The 23,993-nt window shown below is 73.8% G+C and carries 19 protein-coding genes; 14 read left to right on the top strand and 5 right to left on the bottom strand.

The window, feature by feature from the left end:
* Positions 1–200 precede the first annotated feature (200 nt).
* From IF99_RS0110855 to IF99_RS0110910, 12 genes are all read left to right on the top strand, one after another.
* A complete protein-coding gene (locus IF99_RS0110855; protein WP_030996189.1) occupies positions 201–1,520 on the top strand; it encodes an ABC transporter substrate-binding protein in 1,320 nt (439 codons plus the stop codon).
* 11 nt (positions 1,521–1,531) lie between these two features.
* Positions 1,532–2,575: a carbohydrate ABC transporter permease gene (locus IF99_RS0110860; RefSeq protein ID WP_030996190.1), complete on the top strand. Its 1,044-nt coding sequence runs from the start codon at positions 1,532–1,534 to the stop codon at positions 2,573–2,575.
* Positions 2,576–2,578: 3 nt separating this feature from the next.
* On the top strand, positions 2,579–3,484 hold the full coding sequence (locus IF99_RS0110865; protein ID WP_030996191.1) for a carbohydrate ABC transporter permease: 906 nt from the start codon (positions 2,579–2,581) through the stop codon (positions 3,482–3,484).
* Between the two features lie 30 nt (positions 3,485–3,514).
* Positions 3,515–4,801: a 6-phospho-beta-glucosidase gene (locus IF99_RS0110870; RefSeq protein WP_030996192.1), complete on the top strand. Its 1,287-nt coding sequence runs from the start codon at positions 3,515–3,517 to the stop codon at positions 4,799–4,801.
* Positions 4,792–5,847, top strand: coding sequence for an N-acetylglucosamine kinase (locus IF99_RS0110875; RefSeq protein WP_030996193.1), 1,056 nt, complete (start codon positions 4,792–4,794; stop codon positions 5,845–5,847). Before IF99_RS0110870 ends, IF99_RS0110875 begins: the two co-directional genes overlap by 10 nt.
* A gap of 331 nt (positions 5,848–6,178) precedes the next feature.
* Positions 6,179–7,711, top strand: coding sequence for a hypothetical protein (locus IF99_RS0110880; protein WP_030996194.1), 1,533 nt, complete (start codon positions 6,179–6,181; stop codon positions 7,709–7,711).
* A gap of 62 nt (positions 7,712–7,773) precedes the next feature.
* Complete coding sequence (locus IF99_RS0110885) at positions 7,774–8,931, top strand: glutamate ABC transporter substrate-binding protein (RefSeq protein ID WP_030996195.1); 1,158 nt, start codon at positions 7,774–7,776, stop codon at positions 8,929–8,931.
* A gap of 138 nt (positions 8,932–9,069) precedes the next feature.
* Positions 9,070–10,392 (top strand): hypothetical protein, encoded by a 1,323-nt coding sequence (locus IF99_RS0110890; RefSeq protein ID WP_051703445.1) that lies wholly within the window; start codon positions 9,070–9,072, stop codon positions 10,390–10,392.
* 55 nt (positions 10,393–10,447) lie between these two features.
* On the top strand, positions 10,448–13,276 hold the full coding sequence (locus tag IF99_RS0110895; protein ID WP_030996197.1) for a serine/threonine-protein kinase: 2,829 nt from the start codon (positions 10,448–10,450) through the stop codon (positions 13,274–13,276).
* A gap of 3 nt (positions 13,277–13,279) precedes the next feature.
* Positions 13,280–14,830, top strand: coding sequence for a PP2C family protein-serine/threonine phosphatase (locus IF99_RS0110900; protein ID WP_037826736.1), 1,551 nt, complete (start codon positions 13,280–13,282; stop codon positions 14,828–14,830).
* Between the two features lie 156 nt (positions 14,831–14,986).
* The gene (locus IF99_RS0110905) at positions 14,987–16,309 is read left to right on the top strand and encodes a vWA domain-containing protein (protein WP_030996199.1); all 1,323 of its coding nucleotides are present in this window, start codon (positions 14,987–14,989) and stop codon (positions 16,307–16,309) included.
* Positions 16,310–16,437: 128 nt separating this feature from the next.
* A complete protein-coding gene (locus IF99_RS0110910; protein WP_030996200.1) occupies positions 16,438–17,733 on the top strand; it encodes an FHA domain-containing protein in 1,296 nt (431 codons plus the stop codon).
* A gap of 66 nt (positions 17,734–17,799) precedes the next feature.
* Here the strand turns inward: IF99_RS0110910 and IF99_RS0110915 are convergent, their stop codons facing one another.
* Entirely contained in the window at positions 17,800–18,810 is a 1,011-nt protein-coding gene (locus IF99_RS0110915; protein WP_030996201.1) for a methyltransferase domain-containing protein, read from the bottom strand.
* A gap of 228 nt (positions 18,811–19,038) precedes the next feature.
* Here IF99_RS0110915 and IF99_RS0110920 point away from each other — a divergent pair, with 228 nt between their 5' ends.
* Entirely contained in the window at positions 19,039–19,443 is a 405-nt protein-coding gene (locus IF99_RS0110920) for a globin (protein ID WP_030996202.1), read from the top strand.
* Here IF99_RS0110920 and IF99_RS0110925 read toward each other — a convergent pair.
* Positions 19,427–19,900, bottom strand: coding sequence for an OsmC family protein (locus IF99_RS0110925; protein WP_030996203.1), 474 nt, complete (start codon positions 19,898–19,900; stop codon positions 19,427–19,429). The two genes, IF99_RS0110920 and IF99_RS0110925, sit on opposite strands and share 17 nt — an antisense overlap.
* A 65-nt stretch (positions 19,901–19,965) precedes the next feature.
* On the opposite strand from IF99_RS0110925, the gene IF99_RS0110930 reads away from it, so the two are divergent.
* Complete coding sequence (locus IF99_RS0110930; RefSeq protein ID WP_030996204.1) at positions 19,966–20,736, top strand: ArsR/SmtB family transcription factor; 771 nt, start codon at positions 19,966–19,968, stop codon at positions 20,734–20,736.
* On the opposite strand, the gene IF99_RS0110935 is transcribed toward IF99_RS0110930, so the two are convergent.
* The 3 genes from IF99_RS0110935 to ettA all read right to left on the bottom strand — a co-directional run bounded on the left by IF99_RS0110935 (position 20,720) and on the right by ettA (position 23,708).
* Positions 20,720–21,457, bottom strand: a complete 738-nt coding sequence (locus tag IF99_RS0110935; RefSeq protein ID WP_030996205.1) for a hypothetical protein — start codon at positions 21,455–21,457, stop codon at positions 20,720–20,722. The genes IF99_RS0110930 and IF99_RS0110935 overlap by 17 nt on opposite strands.
* Positions 21,458–21,587: 130 nt before the next feature.
* Positions 21,588–22,037, bottom strand: a complete 450-nt coding sequence (locus IF99_RS0110940) for an acyl-CoA thioesterase (RefSeq protein WP_030996206.1) — start codon at positions 22,035–22,037, stop codon at positions 21,588–21,590.
* 6 nt (positions 22,038–22,043) lie between these two features.
* Complete coding sequence (ettA, locus tag IF99_RS0110945; protein ID WP_030996207.1) at positions 22,044–23,708, bottom strand: energy-dependent translational throttle protein EttA; 1,665 nt, start codon at positions 23,706–23,708, stop codon at positions 22,044–22,046.
* Between the last annotated feature and the right edge of the window lie 285 nt (positions 23,709–23,993).

Consider the following 23,993-nt stretch of genomic DNA (forward strand, 5'->3'; position numbering starts at 1 on the left):
CCGCACGACCCGCCGGACCGCCCCGCCCCCCCGCCCCCCGGGCCGGTCGGACGCCCCCCGCCTCTCCCCCGTTCCCCCTCCCACGAAGGAAGCCGGCCATGCCGCGTTGGCGCATACCCGTCCCCCGGCCGCAGGCCGCACGGACGGCCTCCGCAGGCCCCCTCGCCCGTACGACCGCCGCGAGCGCCCGGCGCCGCGCCGTGGTCCCGCTCGCCGGGCTCGCGAGCGCCGCGCTCGTCCTCACCGGCTGCGCGAACCCGAGCACGGGGAGCGCGGACGACGATCCGGCCAAGCCCGTCACGATCTCGTTCTGGCACGGCTGGTCGGCCCCCGGCGAGGTCAAGGCGATCAACGACTCGATCGCCCGCTTCGAGAAGCTGCACCCGAACATCCACGTGCGGGCGACCGGCAATGTCAGTGACGCCACGATCAACCAGGCGCTGCGCGCGGGGGGTTCGAAGGCCCCGGACGTCGTGACCTCCTTCACGACGAACAACGTGGGGCAGTACTGCTCCTCGGGCATGTGGGTCGCTCTCGACCCGTTCCTGAAGAAGAACGGGATCGACAAGAAGAAGGTCTTCCCGAAGACGCTGCTCGACTACACGCAGTACGAGGGCACCCAGTGCGCCCTGCCGCTGCTCGCCGACGCGTACGGGATGTACTACAACAAGGACCTCTTCAAGGCGGCGGGGATCTCCCGGCCGCCGCGCACGATCTCGGAGATGAAGGCGGACGCCGCCAAGCTCACCGAGAAGAACGCCGACGGGACGCTCAAGCGTGCCGGGTTCATGCCCAACTTCCGGCTGTACCAGAACAGTCCCGACCGGATGTTCGCGCAGTGGGGCCCCGAGTACTTCACCGAGGACGGCAAGGCCCGGCTCGCCGACGAGCCGAAGACGTACGCGTTCTACAAGGCGATGGACGAGATCTCGCAGGCGCAGGGCGGCTACGGGAAACTGGAGCGCCTGCGCGGCACCTTCGGCGACGAGATGTCCGCGCAGAACGGCTTCCTCACGCAGAAGCTCGCGATGCACCTCGACGGCGAGTGGCGCGGTCTCATGCTCGACGAGGCGAAAGCGGCGTTCGACTGGGGCGTCGCCCCCCTCCCCGTACCGGACGACCAGGCCGACACCTACGGGCGCGGCTACCTGACCGGGACCGTCGCGGGCGTGGCGCACAGCAGCAAGCACCAGAACGCGGCCTTCGAGCTGGTCAAGTACCTGACCACGGACACCGAGCAGGTCGTGGCCTTCGCCAACGCGATCCACAACGTGCCCTCGACCTTCGCGGCGCTCACGTCGCCGAAGCTCGACGCGGATCCCGCCTTCCAGCAGTTCCTCAAGATCGCCCAGAACCCGCACAGTCAGGCGATCCCGCCCTCCAACAACGGCGGGCAGTACATCACCTCCCTCCAGGATTTCTCGTACTCGGTCGAGGAGGGCAAGGTCCGCAACCTCAAGAAGGGGCTTGAGGACCTGGACCACCAGATCGACGCCGACAACCTCCAGTCCGAGAACTGAGGCAGCGAACCATGGCACTCTCCTTCCCGGCCGGACGGGCCGGCACCAAGGACGGCACGGGCGACGGCCCCGAGGCCGGCACGCTCCGGAAGGGCACGCCTCCGCACGGCAGGCCCCGTGACAGCGCGCCCCTGCGCCGCAAGAAGAACCGCGCGCGACTGCGCACGGTCGGATTCCTCTCCCCGTGGCTCATCGGGTTCTCGGTCTTCTTCGCTTATCCGCTGATCGCGACCGTCTACTTCTCGTTCATGCACTACAACCAGATCAAGTCCCCGACGTTCGTGGGGCTGAAGAACTGGAAGTACGTGTTCACGGAGATGCCGCTCTTCGGCCCCTCCCTGTGGAACACGCTGTGGCTCGTCGTGGTCATGGTGGCGCTGCGGGTGGTCTTCGGGCTCGGCATCGGCCTGCTCGTCACGAAGATCAAGTCCGGCGTCGGCGTGTTCCGGACGATTTTCTACCTGCCCTACCTCGCCCCGCCCGTCGCGGCCACGGTCGCCTTCGTCTTCCTGCTCAACCCGTCCACGGGGCCGGTCAACGAGCTGCTCGGCCACCTCGGCATCGACGCGCCGACGTGGTTCAACGACCCGCACTGGTCGAAGCCGTCCCTCGTGATGCTCTCGCTGTGGGGCATCGGCGACCTGATGGTCATCTTCATGGCGGCGCTGCTCGACGTGCCGAAGGAGCAGTACGAGGCGGCCGAGCTGGACGGCGCGAACGCGCTCAGCAAGTTCCGCTACGTGACGTGGCCGTCGATCACGCCGATCGTGATGTTCGCCGTGGTCACGGGCGTCGTGCAGACGATGCAGTACTACACGCAGGCACTCGTGGCCGGGAAGCTCGCCTCCGGCGTCAACATCGGCCCCGGTTCGGTCATCCAGCCCGGATACCCGGATCACTCGACCATCACGGTCCCCCAGCTCGTCTACTCGATGGGCTTCCAGAACTTCAACACCGGCGCCGCGTGCGTGCTCTCGCTCGTGCTCTTCGCCATCGCCATGGCCGTCACCCTGCTGCTCATGCGCAAGAGCACCGGCCTGCTGACGGAGGACTGACCCATGACCTCGACCACTTTGAACGCGCCGGTCCAGGCATCCGCCGGGAACACGGAGACGGTCCGCGCGCCGCGGGCGGGCAGGCGCAAGAGGGCGCTCCACTTCATCGCCGTGCACACGGTCGCGATCGCCGTGGCCCTGCTCTTCATCCTGCCGTTCGTCTTCGTCTTCCTGACCTCGGTGATGAGCGACAGCCAGGCGATGAGCGGCGACCTGTGGCCCAGCTCCTGGCACTGGGACAACTACACGAAGGTCTTCCACACCGACGGCTTCCTGACCTGGTGGAGGAACTCGATCGTCTACGCGGTGGCCGGGACCCTCTTCACGGTCTGCTCCTCCGTGCCGGTCGCCTACGCCCTCGCGAAGTTCCGCTTCCGGGGCCGCAAGACGGCGATGATCATGGTGATCTCGACGATGATGCTGCCCCCGCAGGTCATCGTGATCCCGATGTACCTCGTGTGGGCGCAGCAGTTCCACCTCTCCGGCTCGCTGTGGCCGCTCATCATCCCGATGGCCTTCGGCGACGCGTACTCGATCTTCCTGCTCCGCCAGTTCCTCCTGACGATCCCGAAGGAGTACATGGAGTCGGCGCGGGTGGACGGCTGCGGCGAGTTCAAGACCCTCGTCAAGGTCATCGTCCCGATGGCCAAGCCCGGGATCGCCGCCGTGGCGCTCTTCCAGTTCTTCTACTGCTGGAACGACTACTTCGGCCCGCAGATCTACGCGGCGCAGAACCCCGGCGCCTGGACGCTCAGCTACGGACTCGAATCGTTCAAGAGCGCACACGCCGTGAACTGGAACATGACGATGGCGGCCACGCTGCTGATCATGGCGCCCGTCGTCATCGTCTTCTTCTTCGCACAGAAAGCCTTCGTCGAAGGCGTCACTCTCACCGGGGTCAAGGGCTGACGCCCACCCCGAGCAAAGGGCTGAGAACCAATGAAGCTCACCGTGGTCGGCGGCGGATCGACCTATACCCCCGAACTCATCGACGGCTTCGCCCGCCTGCGCGACACCCTGCCCATCGAGGAACTGGTCCTGGTCGACCCGGCCGCCGACCGGCTCGCGCTGGTCGGCGGCCTCGCCCGGCGCATCTTCGCCAAGCAGGGCCACCCCGGCAGGATCGTCACCACCTCGGACCTGGACGCGGGGGTCGAGGGCGCGGACGCCGTGCTGATCCAGCTCCGCGTCGGCGGCCAGGCGGCCCGCGACCAGGACGAGACGTGGCCCCTCGACTGCGGCTGCGTCGGCCAGGAGACCACCGGCGCGGGCGGCCTCGCCAAGGCCCTGCGCACCGTGCCCGTCGTGCTCGACATCGCCGAGCGCGTGCGCCGCGCCAACCCGAACGCGTGGATCATCGACTTCACCAACCCGGTCGGCATCGTCACGCGCGCCCTGCTCACCGCCGGGCACAAGGCGGTCGGCCTGTGCAACGTGGCGATCGGATTCCAGCGCAAGTTCGCCCGCTTGCTCGACGTCGCCCCCTCCGAGGTCCACCTCGACCACGTCGGCCTCAACCACCTCACGTGGGAGCTGGGTGCCCGGCTCGGCGGCCCCGAGGGCGAGGACGTGCTGCCGAAACTGCTCACCGAGCACCTCGACGCGATCGCCGGGGACCTGCACATGCCGCGCGAGGTCGTCACGCGCCTCGGCGTCGTCCCCTCGTACTACCTGCGGTACTACTACCAGCACGACGCCGTCGTGCGGGAGCAGCGCACCAAGCCGACGCGCGCCTCCGAGGTCGCCGCGATGGAGAAGCGGCTCTTGGAGATGTACGGGGACCCGAAACTCGACGTGAAGCCCGAACTGCTCGCCAAGCGCGGCGGGGCCTACTACTCCGAGGCCGCCGTCGATCTCGCCGCCGGCCTGCTGGGCCGCTCGGCGGACGGCATGGCGACGGGCGGCTCGCCGTACCAGGTCGTCAACACCTTCAACAAGGGCACGTTGCCCTTCCTCCCCGACGACGCCGTCATCGAGGTGCAGGCGAGCATCGACGCGACCGGCGCGACCCCGCTGCCCGTGCCCGCGCTCGACCCGCAGTACGCCGGGCTCATCGCGCACACCACCGCGTACGAGAACCTGGCACTCGAAGCGGCGCTGCACGGCAGCCGCGACGCCGTCTTCAAGGCGCTCCTCGCGCACCCGCTGGTCGGCCAGATCGAGTACGCGGAGAAGCTCACGGACGAGCTGATCGCGCACAACAGGGAGCACCTGGCGTGGGCCTGAGCACATCCGGCGCGCATCGGGCCGCCGTCCTGGCGATCGACGCGGGCAACAGCAAGACCGACGTCACCGTGGTCGCCGAGGACGGGTCCGTCCTCGGGGCGGCGCGCGGCGGCGGGTTCCAGCCGCCCGTGATCGGGGTGGAACCGGCGATCGGCATCCTCCACGAGATCGTCGCGCGCGCCTTCGCCGAGGCGGGCCTGCCCGTCACCGGCGGGGCGCGGCACACCTCCGCGTGCCTGGCCAACGCCGATCTGCCGGTCGAGGAGGCCGAACTGGCCGCCGCGATAGAGGAGCGCGGCTGGAGCGCGAGCACGAGCGTGTACAACGACACCTTCGCGGTGCTGCGGGCGGGGCTCCTGGAGGACGCCGATCCGCGCGGGGTCGCCGTGGTGTGCGGTGCGGGCGTCAACTGCGCCGGGATGCACCCCGACGGCCGGACCGCCCGCTTCCCCGCGATCGGGAAGATATCCGGGGACTGGGGCGGTGGCGGGGGCCTCGCCGAGGAGGCGCTGTGGTTCGCCGCGCGCGCCGAGGACGGGCGCGGCGAACCGACCGCGCTGGCGCGGGAGCTGCCCGCGTACTTCGGGCTCGACTCGATGTACGCGCTCATCGAGGCGTTCCACCGCGGGCGGCTCGCCTACGGGCGGCGCCACGAGCTGAACCCGGTGCTCTTCTCGACGGCCGCCGCCGGTGACGCGATCGCCTCGGCGATCGTGGAGCGCATGGCGGAGGAGGTCGTCGTCATGGCGACCGTCTCGCTCGGCAAGCTCGGGCTGCTCGACGAGGAGGTCCCCGTCCTGCTCGGGGGCGGCATCCTCGCCGCGCGCCACCCGCAGCTCAACGGGCGCATCGAGGAACTGCTCGCCGCGCGCGCGCCGCGCGCGGTGGCGCGCGTGGTCCAGGAGCCTCCCGTGCTCGGCGCGGCCCTCCTCGGTCTCGACCACCTCGCGGCGCCGACCGACGCGCACCGCACGGTCCGCGCGCACTACGCGCGGGGGCCGAAGGCGGCGGCGTCCTCGGCCGCCACCTCGGCCGCCGGGGCCTGAGCGGCCATCAACTCCCCCTCCTGTCACGGCCGTCCCGTTCGCGCGGGGCGGCCGTTCACTTGTTCGGGTGACGCGGGAGCGGCGGGGAACCGGGCGCGCGGCTCCGTTCGTATGGGAGAGCGAGTGGCACGCACGGTTGTACGGAGCGGCGCCACCGTACGGGGTCCCGGTGACCCCGGAGCGCGGGGGCGCATGCGCCGGTCGTTTTCCACGGGTTCGCCCGTGAACGCCGGGGCGGGCGGTACGCGATGGGGGGAACGCCGTGTTTCCCGGGGCCGCCGGGGGACATACTGGCGCCCGGCAACCGACAGGACCGACGGGGGAGGTCGACGTGGCACAACGGCGAAAGGGCGGCGCGGCGCCGCCGGGCCGCCCGGGCGCGGTGAGCGCCGTCGAGGCGGAGGGGTATGTCCCGGTGCCATCCCAGGGCGGGCCGGTCGCTCCGGCCCCCGTGGTCCCCGGCGCCCCGCCCGTCCCCGTGCCACCCCGCCGGACGGCGCTCGCCGAGGGCTTCGACCGGGTGCGCCGCGGCGCCGCCACCGCACCGGGACGGCTGCGCCTCATCGGCGCGGGACTCGCCCTGCTGCTCCTCGCCTTCGGCGCGGTGAGCGCCTGGCAGACCTCCTCGCGGGCGGCGGCGGCCGACCACGTGCTGACGGGGAGCCAGCCGCTCACCACCGAGGCCGCCACGCTCTACCGGAGCCTCGCCGACGCGGACACGACCGCGTCCACCGGTTTCCTCTCGGGGCACGGACAGGTACCGGCGGACGTCAGGAAGAGCTACGACGCCGACATCGAGCGCGCCTCCGAGATGCTCGCCGTGGCGGCGGGCCGACGCGGCCTGAGCGCCTCCTCCTCGGCGTCCCTCGCCCGGCTCAACTCGCAACTCCCGGTCTACACCGCGCAGATACAGAACGCGCAGACGTACAACCGCCAGCTCGTCCCGCTCGGCGGCGCCTGGCTGCGGCACGCGAGCGACCTCATGCAGAAGACGATGCTCCCGGAGGCGGAGCGGCTCTGGCAGGCGGAGAACGACCGCCTCGCCCGCGACTACGACACCGCGACCCCGTACCCCTGGCTCGCGATCGGCCTCGGCGTGCTCGCCCTCGCCGCCCTCGGCGGCGCCCAGTACCGCGACTACCGGCGGACGAACCGGGTGTTCAACACGGGGCTCGTGGCCGCGGGCACGGCGGCGCTCGTCCTGCTCGCCTGGATGGTCACCGGCCACACCGTGGCCCGGCAGCACCTCATGACCTCGCGGTCGAGCGGCGTCGCCTCCCTCACGGTCCTCAACGAGGCCCGCATCGCCGCCCTCAAGGCCCGCGCGGGCGAGAACCTGACTCTCGTCAACCGGGGCGCGAAGGTCAGGAAGATCCAGCGGGGCGACGAGCAGGTGGAGATCGACGCCTACGAATACACGTACCAGGAGGAGGCCGGGCTCCTCGACGGCACGCGCGACGCGAGCGGTGAGAAGCCCCGGCAGAACCTCCTCGCCGAGGCCGCGCGGCGCGCGGACAGCCCGGCGGGACGCTCGGCGGTCGCCCGGGCCCGCGAGGCCGCGCGCGCCTGGCGCACCCTGCACACCTCGGCGAGGAAGGCGGACGACAGCGGCGACTACGCCAAGGCGCTCGGGATGGTGCTCGGCGGCGACCCGGACGTCCCGAAGCCGGCCTCGCGGCTCTTCCAGGGCATGGACGACGCGCTGGCCGAGGGGATCGCGACCGAGGAGCGCGACTTCAGGACGGCCGCGCGCACGGGGGTGGACGCCTTCACCGGGATCACGCTCGCCGCGGGCGTCCTCTCCGTGCTCGGCGCGCTCGGCGCCCTGCTCGGTGTCGGCAGGCGTCTTTCGGAGTACCGATGAGGGCGGGCGAAGGGGCCGGCGGAGCCCGGCGCGGACCGCTGCGGAGCGGGAGGAGGAACGACGTGCGGAACGAGGAGCGACGGCCGCCCGCCGCGGACGGGGCCGGGGAGACGACGGAGCGGCAGGTCCCGCCCCGGGGCGCGCGGCGAGGGGTCCGGCCGCGGGGCTGGGGCGGGATCGCGACCATGGCGGCTCTGTGCGCCCTCGCGGCGATCGGGGCGCTCTGCCTGCCGGAGGCGCGCGACGGGGCGCGGTCCTCGGCAGGCGACGGGGCCACGGCCGGTCCCCCACGCGGCGGGACCACGGCGGGCTCCGCGCCCGCCGGAGCGGCCGGGTACCGCAGCGCGGACGGCTCCTGCCCGTACACGTACGACCGGAGTGCCTCGAACAAGGACGACGGCGCGACCGTCGAGGAGATCAAGAGCCGCCAGAAGCATCCGGGGCTCCCCCGGGGCAAGCTCGTCGTGGGCGTGGACCAGAACAGCTACCGCTGGGGCTTCCGCAATCCGCAGCGGGACGGCAACAACGACATCGAGGGCTTCGACGTCGACCTCGCGCACGCCGTGGCGAAGGAGCTGCTCGGCGACCCGGACGCGCTGGTCCTGCGCGCCATCCCCACCAACCGGCGGGTCCGGGCCGTGGCGGACCACGAGGTGGACATGGTGGTGCGCACCATGACGATCACGTGCCGGCGCCTCAAGGACGTCAGCTTCTCCACGCCGTATTTCCGCACCACCCAGCGGATCATCGTCCCGCGCGGCTCCTCCGTCCGCGGCTTCGACGACTCCCTCGCGGGCAAGCGGCTGTGCAGCGCCGACGGTTCGACGGCCGAGAGCGTCCTCACGGAGGGGTTCGAGGACAGGGCCGAGCTGGTCACGGTGCCGAACCAGCTCGACTGCCTCGTCCGGTTGCAGCTCGGCGAGGTCGACGCACTCGTCACCGACGGGGCGCTCGGTGAAGGGCAGTTGGCGCAGGACCCCGGCCTGGAGATGCGGGGCGGCCCCGACGAGAACGACCCGGCGGACCGGGACAGCCCCGCCTGGGAGTACTACGGCATCGCGATGAACCAGGACTCGCCGGAGCTGGTCGCCCGCGTCAACAAGGTCCTGGAGCACTTCCGCAAGGACCAGTGGCGGGCCACGTACGCGAAGTGGTTCGGCGCCGGTGGCAAGGCCGGGCCGCCGAAGGCGGACGTCAGGATCAGCCTCGGGACGCCGTGAGGAGGGACGCGCATGGAGTCGGGGGTCTCAGGGGCAGGGTGCAGGTGTGATCGCTGTGGCGGGTGTGCGGACCGGGCGGGGGCCGGGAGGCGCGTTCTGGGATGTGGCTCCGGCTGGGACCGGGCGGAAAGGAGTGCGATGGGCGGCGCGCGAGCGATGTCCGCTGGTGCGGGGGAGCGGGAGCCGGGCCCGGTGATGGACCGCGAGGCGGTCGATCGCGCGCTCGCGCGGCGCGGCGCCGAGCGGGAGGCCGTCGAGACCTCGCTGCTCGCGCTCCAGGACCACGCGGGGCGGCGGCTCCTCGAAGGCGCGGAGCTGACCGGCGTGACGCGTGAGCGCTGGGCGGCCACGGAGGCGGCGATCTCGCTCCTGTGGGCCTGCTTCGACACGTACTCGCAGGCACTCTCCAAGGCCCGCGCGGTGCGCGCGAGGCGCCGCAACCCCAGCAGTGAGGACCTCGCCGAGCTGACCGACCTGCTGGAGGGCCGCTCGCTCGCCGTATCGGGGGCCGCCGGGGCGGCGGGGAACGGGCCCGCCGCCGGCTTGGCGGGCGAGGCGCCCCGGCTCAGCCACCGCTGCTCCCTGGAGGAGCTGGTGGAGCGGATGAACGAGCTGTACGCGGACTCCCTCGGCGTCGTGATAGCGGCCGACGCGGTGTGGTCGGCGCTGCCCGCCCGCATCGACCTGCTCTCGGCCGAGCTGAACCGCACGCGCACGCTCGCGCACTCGGTGGGCGTGCGCCCCGGCGAGCACCCGGCGGGGGACGACCTGGAGCGCATCGCGCGCGTGCTCGGGGCGCTGCGGGAACAAGTGGTCAGCGATCCGCTGGAGTTCTGGCAGCCGCAGGCGGGCGCCGCGGCCCCCGGCGCGGGCCGTCCCGACACACGGCGCTACGACCGCGAGGCGCGGGCTCTCGACGAGGTGCGCCGCGAGATCGAGGCCGTACTGGCGGTGCGCCAGGACGCGGAGGCGCGGCTGCGGGAGCTGAGCGACCTGCTCTCGCGCGCGGACCGCACGCTCGCCGAGGCGCGCGCGGCCCGTGGTGAGGTGCTCGCGAAGATAGCGGCCTCGGAGGTCCCGGCGGTGAGCGGCCCGCCCGTCGCGCTCCAGGAGGAGCTGTCGCGCGCCGCCGAGTACCGCAGGCGCGGGCACTGGTCGCGGCTCAGCCCGCTGCTCGACTCGCTCGAAGCGCGGGCCGGGGACGAACTCCTGCGAGCACGCGAGCAGTTGTCGGCGGTCGCGGCGCCGCTCGCGATCCGCGCGGAGCTGCGCGGGCGGCTCGACGCGTACCGCGCGAAGGTCGCGAGGCACGGTCTCGCCGAGGACACTCTCCTCATGGAGCGCTACGACGCGGCCCGCCGCATGTTGTGGAGCGCGCCCTGCGATCTGCGGGCGGCCGAGCAGGCGGTGCTGCGGTACCAGCGGGCGGTGGCGCAGACGCTGGCCGGTGAGCAGGGGTGAGCCGGGCGAGCGGACGTACGGACATCGTCCCGTCGGGGCGGAACGGGGGAAGCGGATGAACGAGCAGGCGTGCCAGCGGCCGGGCTGCGAGGGCCGGTACGAGGACGTGGGCGGCGGAGAGCTGTACTGCGACACGTGCGGGCTCGCCCCCGTGGTCGCCCCCGACGGAGCGCTCGGCTCTCCCCCGACCGGCGTGACGGTGAGCGGCGGGCGGGGCGCCTCGGGCGGCACGGCCGCCACCCACGGCGCGGGCCCGCCGGGGTCGCGCGGGACGGGTGCGGGCTCGGGGGCCTCGTACGGCTCCGGGTCGGGAACCGGCTACGGCTCCGGTGCGGCGTACGGCGCGGGTGCCGCGTACGGTTCCGGCGCGGTCGCCTCCTACGGCTCGGGCGGGCCCGTCTCGTACGGCTCCGCGCCCTCCACGCGGGCCTCCAACTCCTCGCGCTCCTCGCGGCGCTCGGTCTCCGGGCGGCTCTCCGGGAGCAGTACGGCGCGGCAGGTGAGCGCGCGCAGCACGGGCTCCGCGTCCTCGGGATCGGCGCGCGGGCGGCTCGGCGCCGGGCTCGTGAGCGTGCCCACCGTGCCCCGGCACGACCCGCGCGCGGCGGTCCTGGAGCGCGCCGAGGTGCCCGAGCGCAAGCGGTTCTGCTCGCGCGCCGACTGCGGCGCCCCGGTGGGGCGTGCGCGCGGGGAGCGCCCGGGACGCACGGAGGGCTTCTGCACGAAGTGCGGGCACCCGTACTCCTTCGTGCCCAAGCTGGGGCCGGGGACCGTGGTGCACGGTCAGTACGAGGTGGTCGGCTGCCTCGCGCACGGCGGGCTCGGCTGGGTCTACCTCGCGATCGACCGCGCTGTCTCGGACCGCTGGGTCGTGCTCAAGGGCCTGCTCGACACGGGCGACCAGGACGCGATGGAGGCGGCGATCTCGGAGCGGCGCTTCCTCGCCGAGATCGAGCACGCCACCATCGTGCGCATCTACAACTTCGTCGAGCACCTCGACCCGCGCACGGGGTCGCTCGACGGCTACATCGTCATGGAGTACGTGGGCGGCAAGTCGCTCAAGGAGATCGCCAACGCCCGCCGCACCGCCGACGGCCGCCGCGACCCGCTGCCGGTCGAGCAGGCGTGCGCCTTCGGCATCGAGGCGCTCGACGCGCTCGGCCACCTGCACAGCCGCTCGCTGCTGTACTGCGATTTCAAGGTGGACAACGCGATCCAGACCGAGGACCGGCTCAAGCTCATCGACATGGGCGCGGTGCGCCGCGCCGACGACGAGGAGTCGGCGATCTACGGGACGGTCGGCTACCAGGCGCCCGAGGTCGCCGAGCTCGGCCCCTCGGTCGCCTCCGACCTGTACACGGTGGCGCGCACGCTGGCGGTGCTCACCTTCGACTTCCAGGGCTACACGACGGTCTACGCGGACAGCCTGCCCGACCCCGCCGAGGTCCCGGTCTTCCAGGAGTTCGAGTCCTTCTACCGGCTCCTCGTCCGCGCCACGGACCCGGACCCGGCCCGCCGCTTCGCCTCGGCGGAGGAGATGGCGGAGCAGCTCACCGGGGTGCTGCGGGAGATCGTGGCGCGCCGCACAGGCCGTCCGCACCCCGCGCTCTCGACCCACTTCGGCCCGGAACTGCGCGTCCCCGACACGGAGTTGTTCCTCCCGGCGGGCGGCGCGGTCTCGGCGCTCGGCGTGCGGGACACGGGGGGCGGGAGCGGCGCGGGCGGGAAGGGGTGGGGTCGGCGCCGGGCGCGCACCACCCCGGCGGGACAGGCGGCGGGCGCGGCACCGCGCGCCACGACCGGCCCCGCGCCCGCCGGTTTCGGCCCCCCGCCGGGCCTGCCCGCGCAAGCCACCCTGCCCGCACAAGCCGCCCCGCCCGCGCGGCCCGGCCTCCCTTCGTCGCCCGGCACCGCCCCGCTCCCCGCGCCTCCCGCCGCACCCCCCGTCTCCCCCGCCACCGCGCTCCGCCCGCTGCGGCTCCCCGAGGCTGCGCTCGCGCTACCGGTGCCGCGCGTGGACGCGAGCGACCCGAGCGCGGGCTTCCTCGCCGGTCTGCACACGGCGGTGCACGGCGAGTTGATCAGCGCCCTGCGCGACGCCCCGGCCGACTCGCCCGAGGTGCGGCTGCGCGAAGTCCGGGCGCGTCTGGAGATGGGGCAGCCGGACGCGGCGGGGCGCTCGCTCGACGACCTGGAGCGCGCGTTCCCCGAGGACTGGCGGGTCGTCTGGTACCGGGGTCTCGCCTCGCTCGTGACGGGCGAACTGGACCGGGCCGCCCTCTCCTTCGACGCGGTCTACGACGCCTTCCCCGGTGAGGCCGCGCCGAAGCTGGCGCTCGCCCTGTGCGCCGAGGCGCTCGGCCAGCTCGACAACGCCGTGGAGTACTACCGGCTCGTGTGGCAGACCGACCCGGGCTATGTGAGCGCCGCCTTCGGCCTGGCGCGGGTGCTCTTCGCGGCGGGTGAACGCGCGTCCTCGGTACGGGCCCTGGAGACGGTGCCCGAGTCCTCGGTGCACCACGCCGCCGCCGGGATCGCGGCGACCCGCGCACGGTTGCGGGGGCGGGCCCCCGGGCAGACGCCCCTCGCCGACCTGCGCGCGGCGGCGGCGCGGCTCGGTGAACTGGGCGACGCGGTCGACGCGGTGCGGGCGCAGGGACTCGCGGCCGAGGTACTGGGCGCGGCGCTGGACTGGGTACTCTCGGGTCGCCACGGCGCAGGGCCGCAGGAGGGTGGTCTGCTGGGCTGCCCGCTCGACGAGCGCGGGCTCCGGTTCGGCCTGGAACGCGCCTTCCGGACCTTGGCCAGGCTCGCCGGTGACGGCGGGGAACGGATCGAACTGGTGGAGCGGGCCAACCGACTCCGCCCCCGGACGTGGGTGTGATTGATGGCGCGGACGCATCAGCTGGCGGCTTGTCCCCGGTGCGCGGAACCACTCGACGCGAGTGATCTGTACTGCGGGGGCTGCGGCTACGACCTCTCGGCGGTGCCCGGGCCCCCCGCGGCCCCGCCGGCCCCCGCCACCGACTGGCCGCAGGCCCGCGAGACGGACGGCACGGGCCGCCCCGCGCCCGTCCTGCGCGCCTCGGACCTCCCCGCGACGGTCTCGGACGCCTCCGCGCGCCCGGAGGAGCCGACGCTGCCCGAGGGCGTGCGGGTTCCCGAGGAGGCCCGGGTCCCGGAGGTACGGGCGAGCGGCGGCCCCCGGCACGTGCACGACCACCCTGCCGAGCACCCCGAACCCCCGGACGGCGACTACGCCCTGGCGGCCGCGCCCCCCGTACCGCCCACGCCGCCGGGCGCCGGGGTGCCCGTACCGGCGCGGTCCGCCGACGCCCCCCTGCCGCCGCGTCCGGAAGGCGCGCCGGAAGCCGCGCCGGGGTCACCCGCGCCAGGCGCCGCCGCGCCACCCGCCCCCGCGCCGAGCCACGCCGCGCCACCCGCTCCCGCGCCACCCGCCCCAGATGCCGGCCCCGAGGCCGCGCCCGATCCGCGGCTGAGCCCGCCGCCGCCCGAACCCGGCCCGGTGTGCGCGCGGTGCGGCGCGGGGCGGGTCGACGCGGATGGCTACTGCGAGCGGTGCGGGCACGCGCAGCCTCGTCCGCGCGACCACATGGAGCGAGAGCTGAGCACGCTCGCGGCCGTGAGCGACCGGGGGCTGCGCCACCACCGCAACGAGGACGCCTTCGCGGTCGCAGCGACCGCGCTGCCCGACGGGGCCACGGCCGCCGTCGCCGTCGTGTGCGACGGCGTCTCCTCGGCGACGCGCCCCGACGCCGCCTCGCTCGCCGCCGCGCGGACCGCCGAGGCCGCGCTCATGGCGTCGCTCCCGCGCGGCACCCGTCCCGAGCAGGCGATGCGCGAGGCGATCGAGCGGGCGGCCGAGGCCGTCAACGCGCTCGCCGACGAACCGGTCCTGCCCCCCGAGGAGCCGGGCCAGAACGCCCCGGCGTGCACGCTCGTCGCCTCGATCGTCACCGAGGAACTCCTCGTCGTCGGCTGGGTCGGCGACAGTCGCGTCTACTGGGTGCCCGCCGACCGCTCCACGACCCCGTACCGCCTCACCGAGGACGACTCGTGGGCGGCGCAGATGGTCGCCGCCCGGCTGCTGAGCGAGGAGGAGGCGTACGCGGACGAGCGCGCGCACGCCATCACGGGCTGGCTCGGCGCCGACGCCTACGAACTGGAGCCGCACACGGCCGCCTTCCGGCCCGAGGCGCCGGGGACCGTCGTGGTGTGCACGGACGGCCTGTGGAACTACGCCGAGAGCGCGGAGGCGATGGCCGCGCTCCTGCCCGCCGACTCGGGCAGCCGCCCGCTCGACGCGGCACGCACGCTCGTGCGCTACGCGCTCGACAGCGGCGGCCACGACAACATCACGGTCGCCGTCGTCCCGTACCCGGCCCCCGGCGAACCGGTGCGCCTGGAGGCGCGGTGACAGCCCCGCGGTGACACGTCTCCGGTGACGCCCGCGCAAGCGGGCGGCCGGGGCGTATGGACCGCCGGGCCGTATGGGCCGCCGGGGCGTGTGGGAGCGCGCGGGACACGTGAGAAGCCGTCGGTACGTGGGAAGTCGATGAGGGGGAACGGCGTCATGGCGAATTTCTCGAAGCCCGAGGGGCCCCGGTTCGAGGTCGAGGTCTACCAGAACCCGTATCTGCCGGAGGGTTCCGGCGAGGTGCACGCCGTCGTCACGGTGACGGCGACGGGCGGCGGCACGGGCGCGCTCACCGCCGCGGGCCGGGGCCAGGACGCCGCGGTGGCGCTCATGGTCGACTGCTCGGGCTCGATGCAGTACCCGCCGAGCAAGCTCCACCACGCCAAGGAGGCCACCGGGGCCGCGCTCGACACGCTCCGCGACGGCACCCGCTTCGCCGTCATCGCGGGCACCCACGTCGCCAGGGAGGTCTACCCGGGCGGTGGCGCGCTCGCCGTCGCCGACGACCGCACCCGCGCCGAGGCGAAGCAGGCGCTGCGCGCGCTCACGGCCTCGGGCGGCACCGCCGTCGGCAGGTGGCTGCGCCTCGCCGAGCGCCTGCTCTCCCAGGCGCCCGCCGCGATCAGGCACGGCATCCTCCTCACCGACGGGCGCAACGAGCACGAGCAGCCGCAGGAGTTGCGCGCCGCGCTCGACAGTTGCGCGGGCCGCTTCACCTGCGACGCGCGCGGGGTCGGCACCGACTGGGAGGTGGCCGAGGTCACCGGCATCGCCTCCGCGCTCCTCGGCAGCGCCGATATCGTCGCCGAACCCGAGGCGCTCACCGCGGACTTCACGCGCATGATGGAGAACGTCATGGGCAAGGAGGTCGCCGATGTCGCGCTGCGCCTGTGGACCCCGCAGGGCGCCGAACCCGTCTTCGTCAAGCAGGTCGCCCCCAGCGTCGAGGACCTCACCGCCCGCCGCACCGAGCCCGCCCCGCGCACCGGGGACTACCCGACCGGCTCGTGGGGCGACGAATCGCGCGACTACCACGTCTGCGTCCGCGTCCCGCCCGCCGGGCTCGGCCAGGAGATGCTCGCGGCGCGGGTCTCCCTCGTCGTCCCCGAGACGGACGGCTCGGCGACCCGGCTCGGACACGGGCTCGTGCGGGCCGTGTGGACGGACGACATCGCGGCGTCCACGCGACTGAACCCGCAGGTCGCGCACTACACGGGGCAGGCCGAACTGGCGGGCGCGGTACGCGAGGGGCTCGAGGCGCGCAAGTCCGGTGACCAGGAACGCGCCACGGCGCGGCTCGGTCGCGCCGTGCAACTCGCGCACGCCTCGGGGAACGAGGCGACGGCCAAGCTGCTCGCCAAGGTGGTGGACGTCGTGGACGCGCCTGCGGGTACTGTGCGACTGAAGGCGAAAGTGACGGAGGCGGACGAGATGACCCTCGAAACACGGTCCACCAAGACCGTGCGGGTCAGGAAGTAGCCCTCGCGCGCCGCCCCCCGCACGACGCATGTGCGGCGGTGGCCCCGCCCTTCCGGACCCTCCGGGCCGGATGCTGTCAGTGACCGGCCGGGAGGCCGGAGAAGAGAAGGAGAGGAGGAAGCGCCGACATGCCGACCTGCCCGAACGGACATCAGTCGAGCTCCGACGACTGGTGCGAGATCTGCGGCCATCGCATGGCCGGGTCGGGCGGACCTGTGCCGCCGCCTTCCCCGCCCCCCGCGCCCAGCCCGTACGGATACCCGCAGAGCGGGAACCGGCCGGAGGCCGAGCGCTGCCCCCAGTGCGGTACGCCACGCGAGTCCGGTGGCCCGTTCTGCGAGCACTGCCGGTGGAACTTCCTGACCGGTACGGCGACGAGCTACGTGCCGGCCGCGCCCGCGCCACCCGCCGGCGGAGGCTTCCCCGGCCCCCAGACGCACGAGTACCAGGAGTCGCGGCCCTCCAGGATCAACAGGCCTCCCGAGCCGATCGTCCCGGACATGATCCAGCGGCCCGGCCCCGGTTATCCGGCGCAGGGTGAGCAGGAGCCGCCCTCGTACCCGGGCGGCAGCCCCGGCGCCCACGGGGGCAGCGGTACGGGAGGCGACCAGGGCGCCCGCCCCGCGCAGGGCGGCTTCCCCGACCCGTACTCCCAGCCGAGCGGCTATGGGCCCGGTCCCGCCACCACGCAGCCGCCCCAGGCACCCCAACAGCCCCAGCAGCCCCAGGCACCGCAGCGGCACCAGCAGCAGCGGCACCAGCAGCCCGGTGTGGACGACTGGCCGATCGCCCCGCCCGCCCCGTACCGGCCGAACGACCCCGGCCAGAACGGTCCGGGACCGAACGGTGGGCTGCCCCACACCTCGGCCCCGAACGGCCCGGGGGCGCACGGGCAGGGTGCCAACGGGCCGGGCGCGCACGGCCAGGGTCCGCACAGTCCGGGCATCCCGGGTCCGGGCGGGCCGCGGCCCGGCGGTCACGGCGACCCCTTCGGGCAGGGCCCCGCCGGTCCCGTGCCGGGGACCTGGAGCGTCACGTACGGCCCCGATCGTGAGTACTTCCTCGCGATGATGCAGCGCAGCGGCCCCGAGGCGGCCGGGCTCAGCCTGCCCGCGTACTCCCCGGAGCAGCGCATCGAGCTGACCGGGAGCCAGATCACGATCGGCCGCCGCAGGCACTCCACGGGCAACACCCCCGACATCGACCTGTCGGTGCCCCCGGAGGACCCCGGGGTCTCGCACCAGCACGCCATGCTGACGCGCCAGCAGGACGGCACGTGGGCGGTCGTGGACCAGAACTCCACGAACGGCACGACGGTCAACGGCTCGGAAGAGCCCATTCAGCCCTTCGTGGTCCAGCCGCTCTCGGACGGCGACCGCGTCCACGTCGGCGCGTGGACGACGATCACGATCCACCGCGGCTGAACGCCGCAACCGAGGGGCCGCACGCCACGCGCGTGCGGCCCCTCGCCGTGCTTCCGGCGCGGGCGGTCAGGGCAGCGCCCACGCGTAAGGCCCGTCCGGGTCGTCGAGCCACGCCCACAGGAACGTGCCGCGCAGCGTGACCCCGAAGCGCTCCCTGGCGGGCATCCGCTCGCGCCGCCACAGCGCCAGCGCCTCGTGCGGGTCGAGGATGCCCGAGGTGAGCGCGAGCAGGAAGTGGAAGTTCTCGTCCCGCGCGGCCCAGGAGGGCAGCCCGCCGAGATAGGGGGCCGGCTCGGGGGTGCGCTCGGCGCCCCGCATCGGGACGAAGTAGGCGGGCGTGGCGAGAAATCGCCCCTCGGCGTGCTCGGCGTCCCGTACCCGCAGCGCGAGCAGGCCCGTCGCGAGCGGCGCCACGACGAGCGCGCCCGGCGCACACTGCCGCAGCAGCGCGCGCGGCACGGTGTGGACCGCCGCCGTGATGAGCACGCGGTCGTACGGGGCTCTCGCGGGCCAGCCGCGCATCCCGTCCCCCGTGCCGACCTCGGGCCGGAACCCGGCCCGCGCGAGGTGCGCGCGCGCCGACTCGGTGATGTCGGTGTCGAGGTCGACGGTCGTGACGAGGTCCTCGCCGAGGCGGTGGCACAGCAGCCCCGCGTTCCAGCCGGTGCCCGCGCCGACCTCCAGCACCCGGTCGCCGGGGCGCACGTCGAGCCCGTTGAGCATACGGGCCATGAGCGAGGGCTGGCTGCTCGACGAGACGAGTTCGCCGTCCCGCAGCCGGGTCGCGAGCGGCACGTCGGCGTAGGCGCCGGTGAGCCAGCGCGCGCGGCGCTCGCGGTCGGGGTCCTCGCCCCACAGGCGCTCGAAGCCGCCGGTGGGGGCGCGGACGTAGTAGTACGGCACGAAGTAGTGGCGCGGGACGGAGGCGAAGGCCGCGTACCAGGGCGAGTCCTCGTCGAGCAGGCCGTACTCGCGGGACAGGCGGCGCAGGAGGCCCTCACGGGAGCGGGTGGCGAGGTCCTGCCACTCCTCCTCGGTGCGGGGAGCCCTCGCGGGCTGGGCGGGCTGCGGGGTCATGGGTCCACTGTGGGGGGCGCGGGGGCGGGAAGCGAGCACGCGTGCGGGGTGCTTTCGGACGGGTCGGCGGAGGCGGGGGCGGAGGCGGCGGTGCGGGGCGGGGTGTCGGCGGTGCCCCGGAGGGGTCTCGGCGATGCCGGGCGAGAGGGCGAGGGTGTCGAACGGCGGTCCGTGGCGGCCGGTCCTACGACCCGGGTCCTGGGCCGGGGCGTCTGAGACGATGGACACGTGAACGAGATCCCGCACGGCACAGTCCAGGAGCAGACCTTCTACGAGCAGGTCGGCGGCGAGGAGACCTTCCGGCGCCTGGTGCACCGCTTCTACGAGGGCGTGGCCCAGGACCCGCTGCTGCGCCCGATGTACCCGGAGGAGGACCTCGGCCCGGCCGAGGAACGGCTCGCGCTCTTCCTCATGCAGTACTGGGGCGGCCCCCGCACGTACAGCGAGAACCGCGGCCACCCGCGCCTGCGGATGCGGCACGCGCCCTTCGCCGTGGACCGTGCCGCGCACGACGCGTGGCTGACACACATGCGCGCCGCCGTCGACGACCTCGGTCTCACCGAGGAGCAGGACCGCACCCTGTGGACCTACCTGACGTACGCCGCCGCCTCGATGGTCAACCGCGCGGGCTGACCTCCACCTCGGTGACCACGTCGACGGGCACGGCGAGGCTGTTCGCGACGAAGCACGCGCGGTGGGCGCGTGCGGCGAGGTCCCGTACCGTCCCGGCGTCGGTCCCGGGCGCCACCCGTACGGTCACCGCGAGGCGGATCGCGTCGAGCCGTCCCCGCTCCGGGTCGAGGCGGGCGCTCGCCTCGTCCTCGTAGGCGAGGACCTCCACGCCCGCGCGCGCCGCCTCGCCGAGGAACGAGAGCAACTGGCAGGAAGAGGCCGCCGTCAGGAGCAGTTGCTCGGGGTTGAGATGCTGGGGATCGCCGCGGAAGGCGGGATCGGCGCTCAGCGTGAGGTGCCGCGCCGCCGGTGGGACGAGGGCCGTGTGGGTACGCGAGTAGCCGCGGATTCCGGCGGCGGTCGAGCCCTGCCACTGGAGGAGGGCGAGGTAGGCGTGGGGTGCGGGCCGCGTGGTCATGGGGCGACCGTAGGGCGGGGTCGTTTCGGCGCGCACCGAAGGATGACCGGACTATCGTCGAGCGTATGCGCAGCTCCGTGACCGTCTCCGTGCCCGCCTCCGCGCCCGCCTCCGCGCCCGGCCGCGACCGCGACTTCAGCACGGTCGCGCAGGCGCTCGCGGCCCCCGCCCGTGCCGTGTTCTGCAATCTGCTCATGGACGGCACCGCGCGCCCGGCCGGTGAGCTGGCGCGCGCCGCCGGGGTCGGCGCGTCGACCGCGAGCGAGCACCTGTCCGTGCTCGTCGGCGCCGGGCTCCTGGAGTGCACGGCCTCGGGGCGGCGGCGCTACTACCGGCTCGCGGGGCACGAGGTGGCGCGCGCGCTCGAAGCGCTCGGGGCGCTCACGGGGCCGACGCCCGTGCGCGGCTACCGCCCGAGCCGCCAGGCGGCACGGCTCGCCGCCGCCCGGTTCTGCTACGACCACCTCGCGGGGCGGCTCGGCGTGGCGCTGAGCGAGGCGTGGCACGCCGCCGGGTGGCTGCGCGAAGGGCTGACCCCGGCGGGCGTGGAGGGCTTCGCGGGGCTCGGCGTGGACGTGGAGGCGGCGCGGACGGCGCGCAGGCCCACGGTCCGTACGTGCGCCGACTGGACCGAGCGCCGCCCGCACCTCGCGGGTGCGCTGGGCGCGGCGGTCGGCGCGCGGTTCCTCGCCGCCGGGTGGGTCGAACGGCATCGCACGGACCGGGGCCTGACCGTGACCCCGGCGGGGCGGGCGCTGCTCGCGGACCGCTGGGGCATCGACGTGGCCGAGCCCCCGGGGCCGGGCGCGACGGCCGGTCTCAGGAGCGCGGGCTGATCCCGAGCACCCCGAGGCCCCCGCGCCGGACGGCGATGGAGCCGTAGGGGGTGCGCAGGCGCAGCCAGGCGCCCGAGCTGAAGAGCGCGAGCGAGTGCGCGGCGTCCGGGTCGTCGGCGTCCTGCGGCACGCGCGGGCTCGTGGCCCCGGGGGCCTGCGGGGACACGGGCGGGCGCAGGAAGCCGAGCGCCTGCGCCGCATGCGCGGCGCGCACGGGCAGCGAGGTGTCGCCGACCGTGCGCGACCAGACCTCGCCGCCTATGCGGTCGAGTTCGGCACGGGTGCGTCCGGCGGGAGCGAGGCGTTCCATACGGGTACGGAACTCCGTCACCGCCTGGGCGACCGCGCCCCGTACCGCCTGGGGCAGGAGCGCGACCGGCTCGCGGTGCCAGCCGCCGCGCGGGGGCAGCAGCCCCGCCCAGGGCGGGCCCGTGACGGGTGCGGGCACGGCGAAGCGTGCCGTGGCCTCGTCCACGGACTCCAGGAGGTCGCCCGCCGAGACCGTCACGTCGAAGGTCCGCGCGGCCGGCTGCGGCGCGAGCCGCACCGTGCGGATCGCGAGGACCTCGAAGGACGGCGGACGGCCGAAGACGGCGAGCGCCCCCGCCGCGGCCTGGAGCCGTACCGCGGCGGCCTTGTCGTAGTGGAGCAGCCGCCCGAGGAAGGCCGCGAGATCCGCGGCCTCCCCCGGGTCGGCGCACCGCACCGACGTGTCACTCATGCGAGCAGTCCCGTCATGCGTCATGTCCCGTCATACGCGTGCCCCCTGTCGTGCGCGTGCTCCGTCGCGCGCCGTGGCCCGTGAGGCGCCGTGGCGCGGCGCGCCCCGCACCCCGGATACGCGTGTCCCCTCATGCGACCAGCCCGCCGGGGGCGGCGTCGTCGCGGTACTTCTCCAGGTACTCGCGCTCGAAGGCGGTGATGCGGCGCGGCCGCCCGGCCTCGAGGTCGTACGGGACGACGACCGTGGCGGCACGCGCGTACACCACCTCGGGGCTGTCCGGGGTCTCCGGGTCCTTCACCTCGTAGGCGATGGTGAGGGACGCGGCGCGCAGGTTGGTCACCCACGACTCGATGGTGACCGGCGCGTGCCGGTGCACCAGCGGACGCAGGTAGTCGATCTCGTGCCGGGCCACGACCGAGCCGCCGGAGAAGGACGGCCCGTCGCCCTCTGGCTTGAGCCGGAACATGAAGTCGATACGGGCCTCCTCCAGGTAGCGGAGGAAGACCACGTTGTTGACGTGCCCGAAGGCGTCCATGTCGGCCCAGCGCAGCGGGCAGTGGTAGAGGTGACGCGCCACGGTCGCTCAGCCCCGGGTCAGCTTCTTGTAGGTGGCGCGGTGCGGGCGGGCCGCGTCGGCGCCGAGTCGCTCGACCTTGTTCTTCTCGTAGGACTCGTAGTTGCCTTCGAACCAGAACCACTTGGACTCGCCCTCGTAGGCGAGGATGTGCGTCGCCACACGGTCGAGGAACCAGCGGTCGTGCGAGACGACCACGGCGCAGCCGGGGAACTCCAGCAGGGCGTTCTCCAGCGAGGAGAGGGTCTCGACGTCGAGGTCGTTGGTGGGCTCGTCGAGGAGGAGCAGGTTCCCGCCCTGCTTGAGGGTGAGCGCGAGGTTGAGGCGGTTGCGCTCACCGCCGGAGAGGACGCCGGCGGGCTTCTGCTGGTCGGGGCCCTTGAAGCCGAAGGCGGAGACGTAGGCGCGCGAAGGCATCTCGACCTGGCCGACGTTGATGTAGTCGAGACCGTCGGAGACGACCTCCCACAGCGTCTTCTTCGGGTCGATGTTCGAGCGGCCCTGGTCGACGTAGGAGACCTTGACGGTCTCGCCGACCTTGATGTTGCCCGAGTCCGGCTCCTCCAGCCCCTGGAGCATCTTGAAGAGCGTGGTCTTGCCCGCGCCGTTGGGGCCGATGACGCCGACGATGCCGTTGCGCGGCAGGGTGAAGGAGAGGTCGTCGATGAGGACCTTCTCGCCGAACGCCTTGTTGAGGTGGTCGACCTCGATCACGACGTTGCCCAGACGCGGCCCCGGCGGGATCTGGATCTCCTCGAAGTCCAGCTTCCTGGTCTTCTCGGCCTCGGCGGCCATCTCCTCGTAACGGGCGAGGCGCGCCTTCGACTTTGCCTGCCGCCCCTTGGCGTTGGAGCGGACCCACTCCAGCTCCTCCTTGAGGCGCTTGGCGCGCTTGGCGTCCTTCGCGCCCTCGACCTTGAGACGCGTCTGCTTCGTCTCCAGGTACGTGGAGTAGTTGCCCTCGTAGCCGATGGCGCGGCCCCGGTCCAGCTCCAGAATCCAGCCGGCGACGTTGTCGAGGAAGTACCGGTCGTGGGTGATGGCCACGACGGTGCCCTCGTATTTGGAGAGGTGCTGCTCCAGCCAGTTCACCGACTCGGCGTCGAGGTGGTTGGTGGGCTCGTCGAGGAGCAGCAGGTCGGGGGCTTCGAGGAGCAGCTTGCAGAGCGCCACGCGGCGCTTCTCGCCACCGGAGAGGTTGACGACGGGCCAGTCGCCGGGCGGGCAGCCGAGGGCGTCCATGGCCTGTTCGAGCTGCGCTTCGAGGTCCCAGGCGTTGGCGTGGTCGAGCTGCTCCTGGAGCTTGCCCATCTCTTCGAGGAGCGCGTCGGAGTAGTCGGTCGCCATGAGTTCGGCGATCTCGTTGAAGCGGGCGACCTTCTTCATGGTCTCCGCGACGCCGTCCTGCACGTTCTCCAGCACGGTCTTCGACTCGTCGAGCGGGGGCTCCTGGAGCAGGATGCCGACGCTGTAGCCCGGCGCGAGGAAGGCGTCCCCATTGGAGGGCTGCTCCAGGCCCGCCATGATCTTCAGGACGGTCGACTTACCGGCGCCGTTCGGCCCGACAACACCGATCTTCGCGCCCGGCAGGAAGCTCAGCGTCACGTCGTCAAGGATCACCTTGTCGCCGTGAGCCTTGCGCGTCTTGCGCATGGTGTAGATGTACTCAGCCAAGAGAAACCGTCCGGCAGTCTGGATTCTGACAATCGTCCTCAGAGGGACTCCGCCCTCCCCCGAGCCCCGGGGCCCCGCCGGAGGGCAGACACACCCATCTTGCCGCACGCTGCCCCCCGGGCGGAAACCCGTTCCCCTCCAGGGCACGCGACCTGGGTTCTCCGTGGGCGGGGACGAGAGCGAAACAGCGCCTGCCTCCGGCCTGGCCCCACCCTCGGGGCGTCCGGGGGCAGCCGGGGGGCAGCCCGGCGAAGGGCCCGGGCGGCCCGAGCGCGAGGACGCCCG

The organism is Streptomyces sp. NRRL F-5630, from assembly GCF_000719475.1.
Lineage (GTDB): Bacteria > Actinomycetota > Actinomycetes > Streptomycetales > Streptomycetaceae > Streptomyces.

Bases quoted from the DNA above. Each gene is read 5' to 3' on its own strand.
- IF99_RS0110860 (WP_030996190.1), top strand. From the start codon at position 1,532: ATGGCACTCTCCTTCCCGGCCGGACGGGCCGGCACCAAGGACGGCACG.
- IF99_RS0110865 (WP_030996191.1), top strand. From the start codon at position 2,579: ATGACCTCGACCACTTTGAACGCGCCGGTCCAGGCATCCGCCGGGAAC.
- IF99_RS0110870 (WP_030996192.1), top strand. From the start codon at position 3,515: ATGAAGCTCACCGTGGTCGGCGGCGGATCGACCTATACCCCCGAACTC.
- IF99_RS0110890 (WP_051703445.1), top strand. From the start codon at position 9,070: ATGGGCGGCGCGCGAGCGATGTCCGCTGGTGCGGGGGAGCGGGAGCCG.
- IF99_RS0110895 (WP_030996197.1), top strand. From the start codon at position 10,448: ATGAACGAGCAGGCGTGCCAGCGGCCGGGCTGCGAGGGCCGGTACGAG.
- IF99_RS0110900 (WP_037826736.1), top strand. From the start codon at position 13,280: ATGGCGCGGACGCATCAGCTGGCGGCTTGTCCCCGGTGCGCGGAACCA.
- IF99_RS0110905 (WP_030996199.1), top strand. From the start codon at position 14,987: ATGGCGAATTTCTCGAAGCCCGAGGGGCCCCGGTTCGAGGTCGAGGTC.
- IF99_RS0110910 (WP_030996200.1), top strand. From the start codon at position 16,438: ATGCCGACCTGCCCGAACGGACATCAGTCGAGCTCCGACGACTGGTGC.
- IF99_RS0110915 (WP_030996201.1), bottom strand. From the start codon at position 18,810: ATGACCCCGCAGCCCGCCCAGCCCGCGAGGGCTCCCCGCACCGAGGAG.
- IF99_RS0110925 (WP_030996203.1), bottom strand. From the start codon at position 19,900: ATGACCACGCGGCCCGCACCCCACGCCTACCTCGCCCTCCTCCAGTGG.
- IF99_RS0110930 (WP_030996204.1), top strand. From the start codon at position 19,966: ATGCGCAGCTCCGTGACCGTCTCCGTGCCCGCCTCCGCGCCCGCCTCC.
- IF99_RS0110935 (WP_030996205.1), bottom strand. From the start codon at position 21,457: ATGAGTGACACGTCGGTGCGGTGCGCCGACCCGGGGGAGGCCGCGGAT.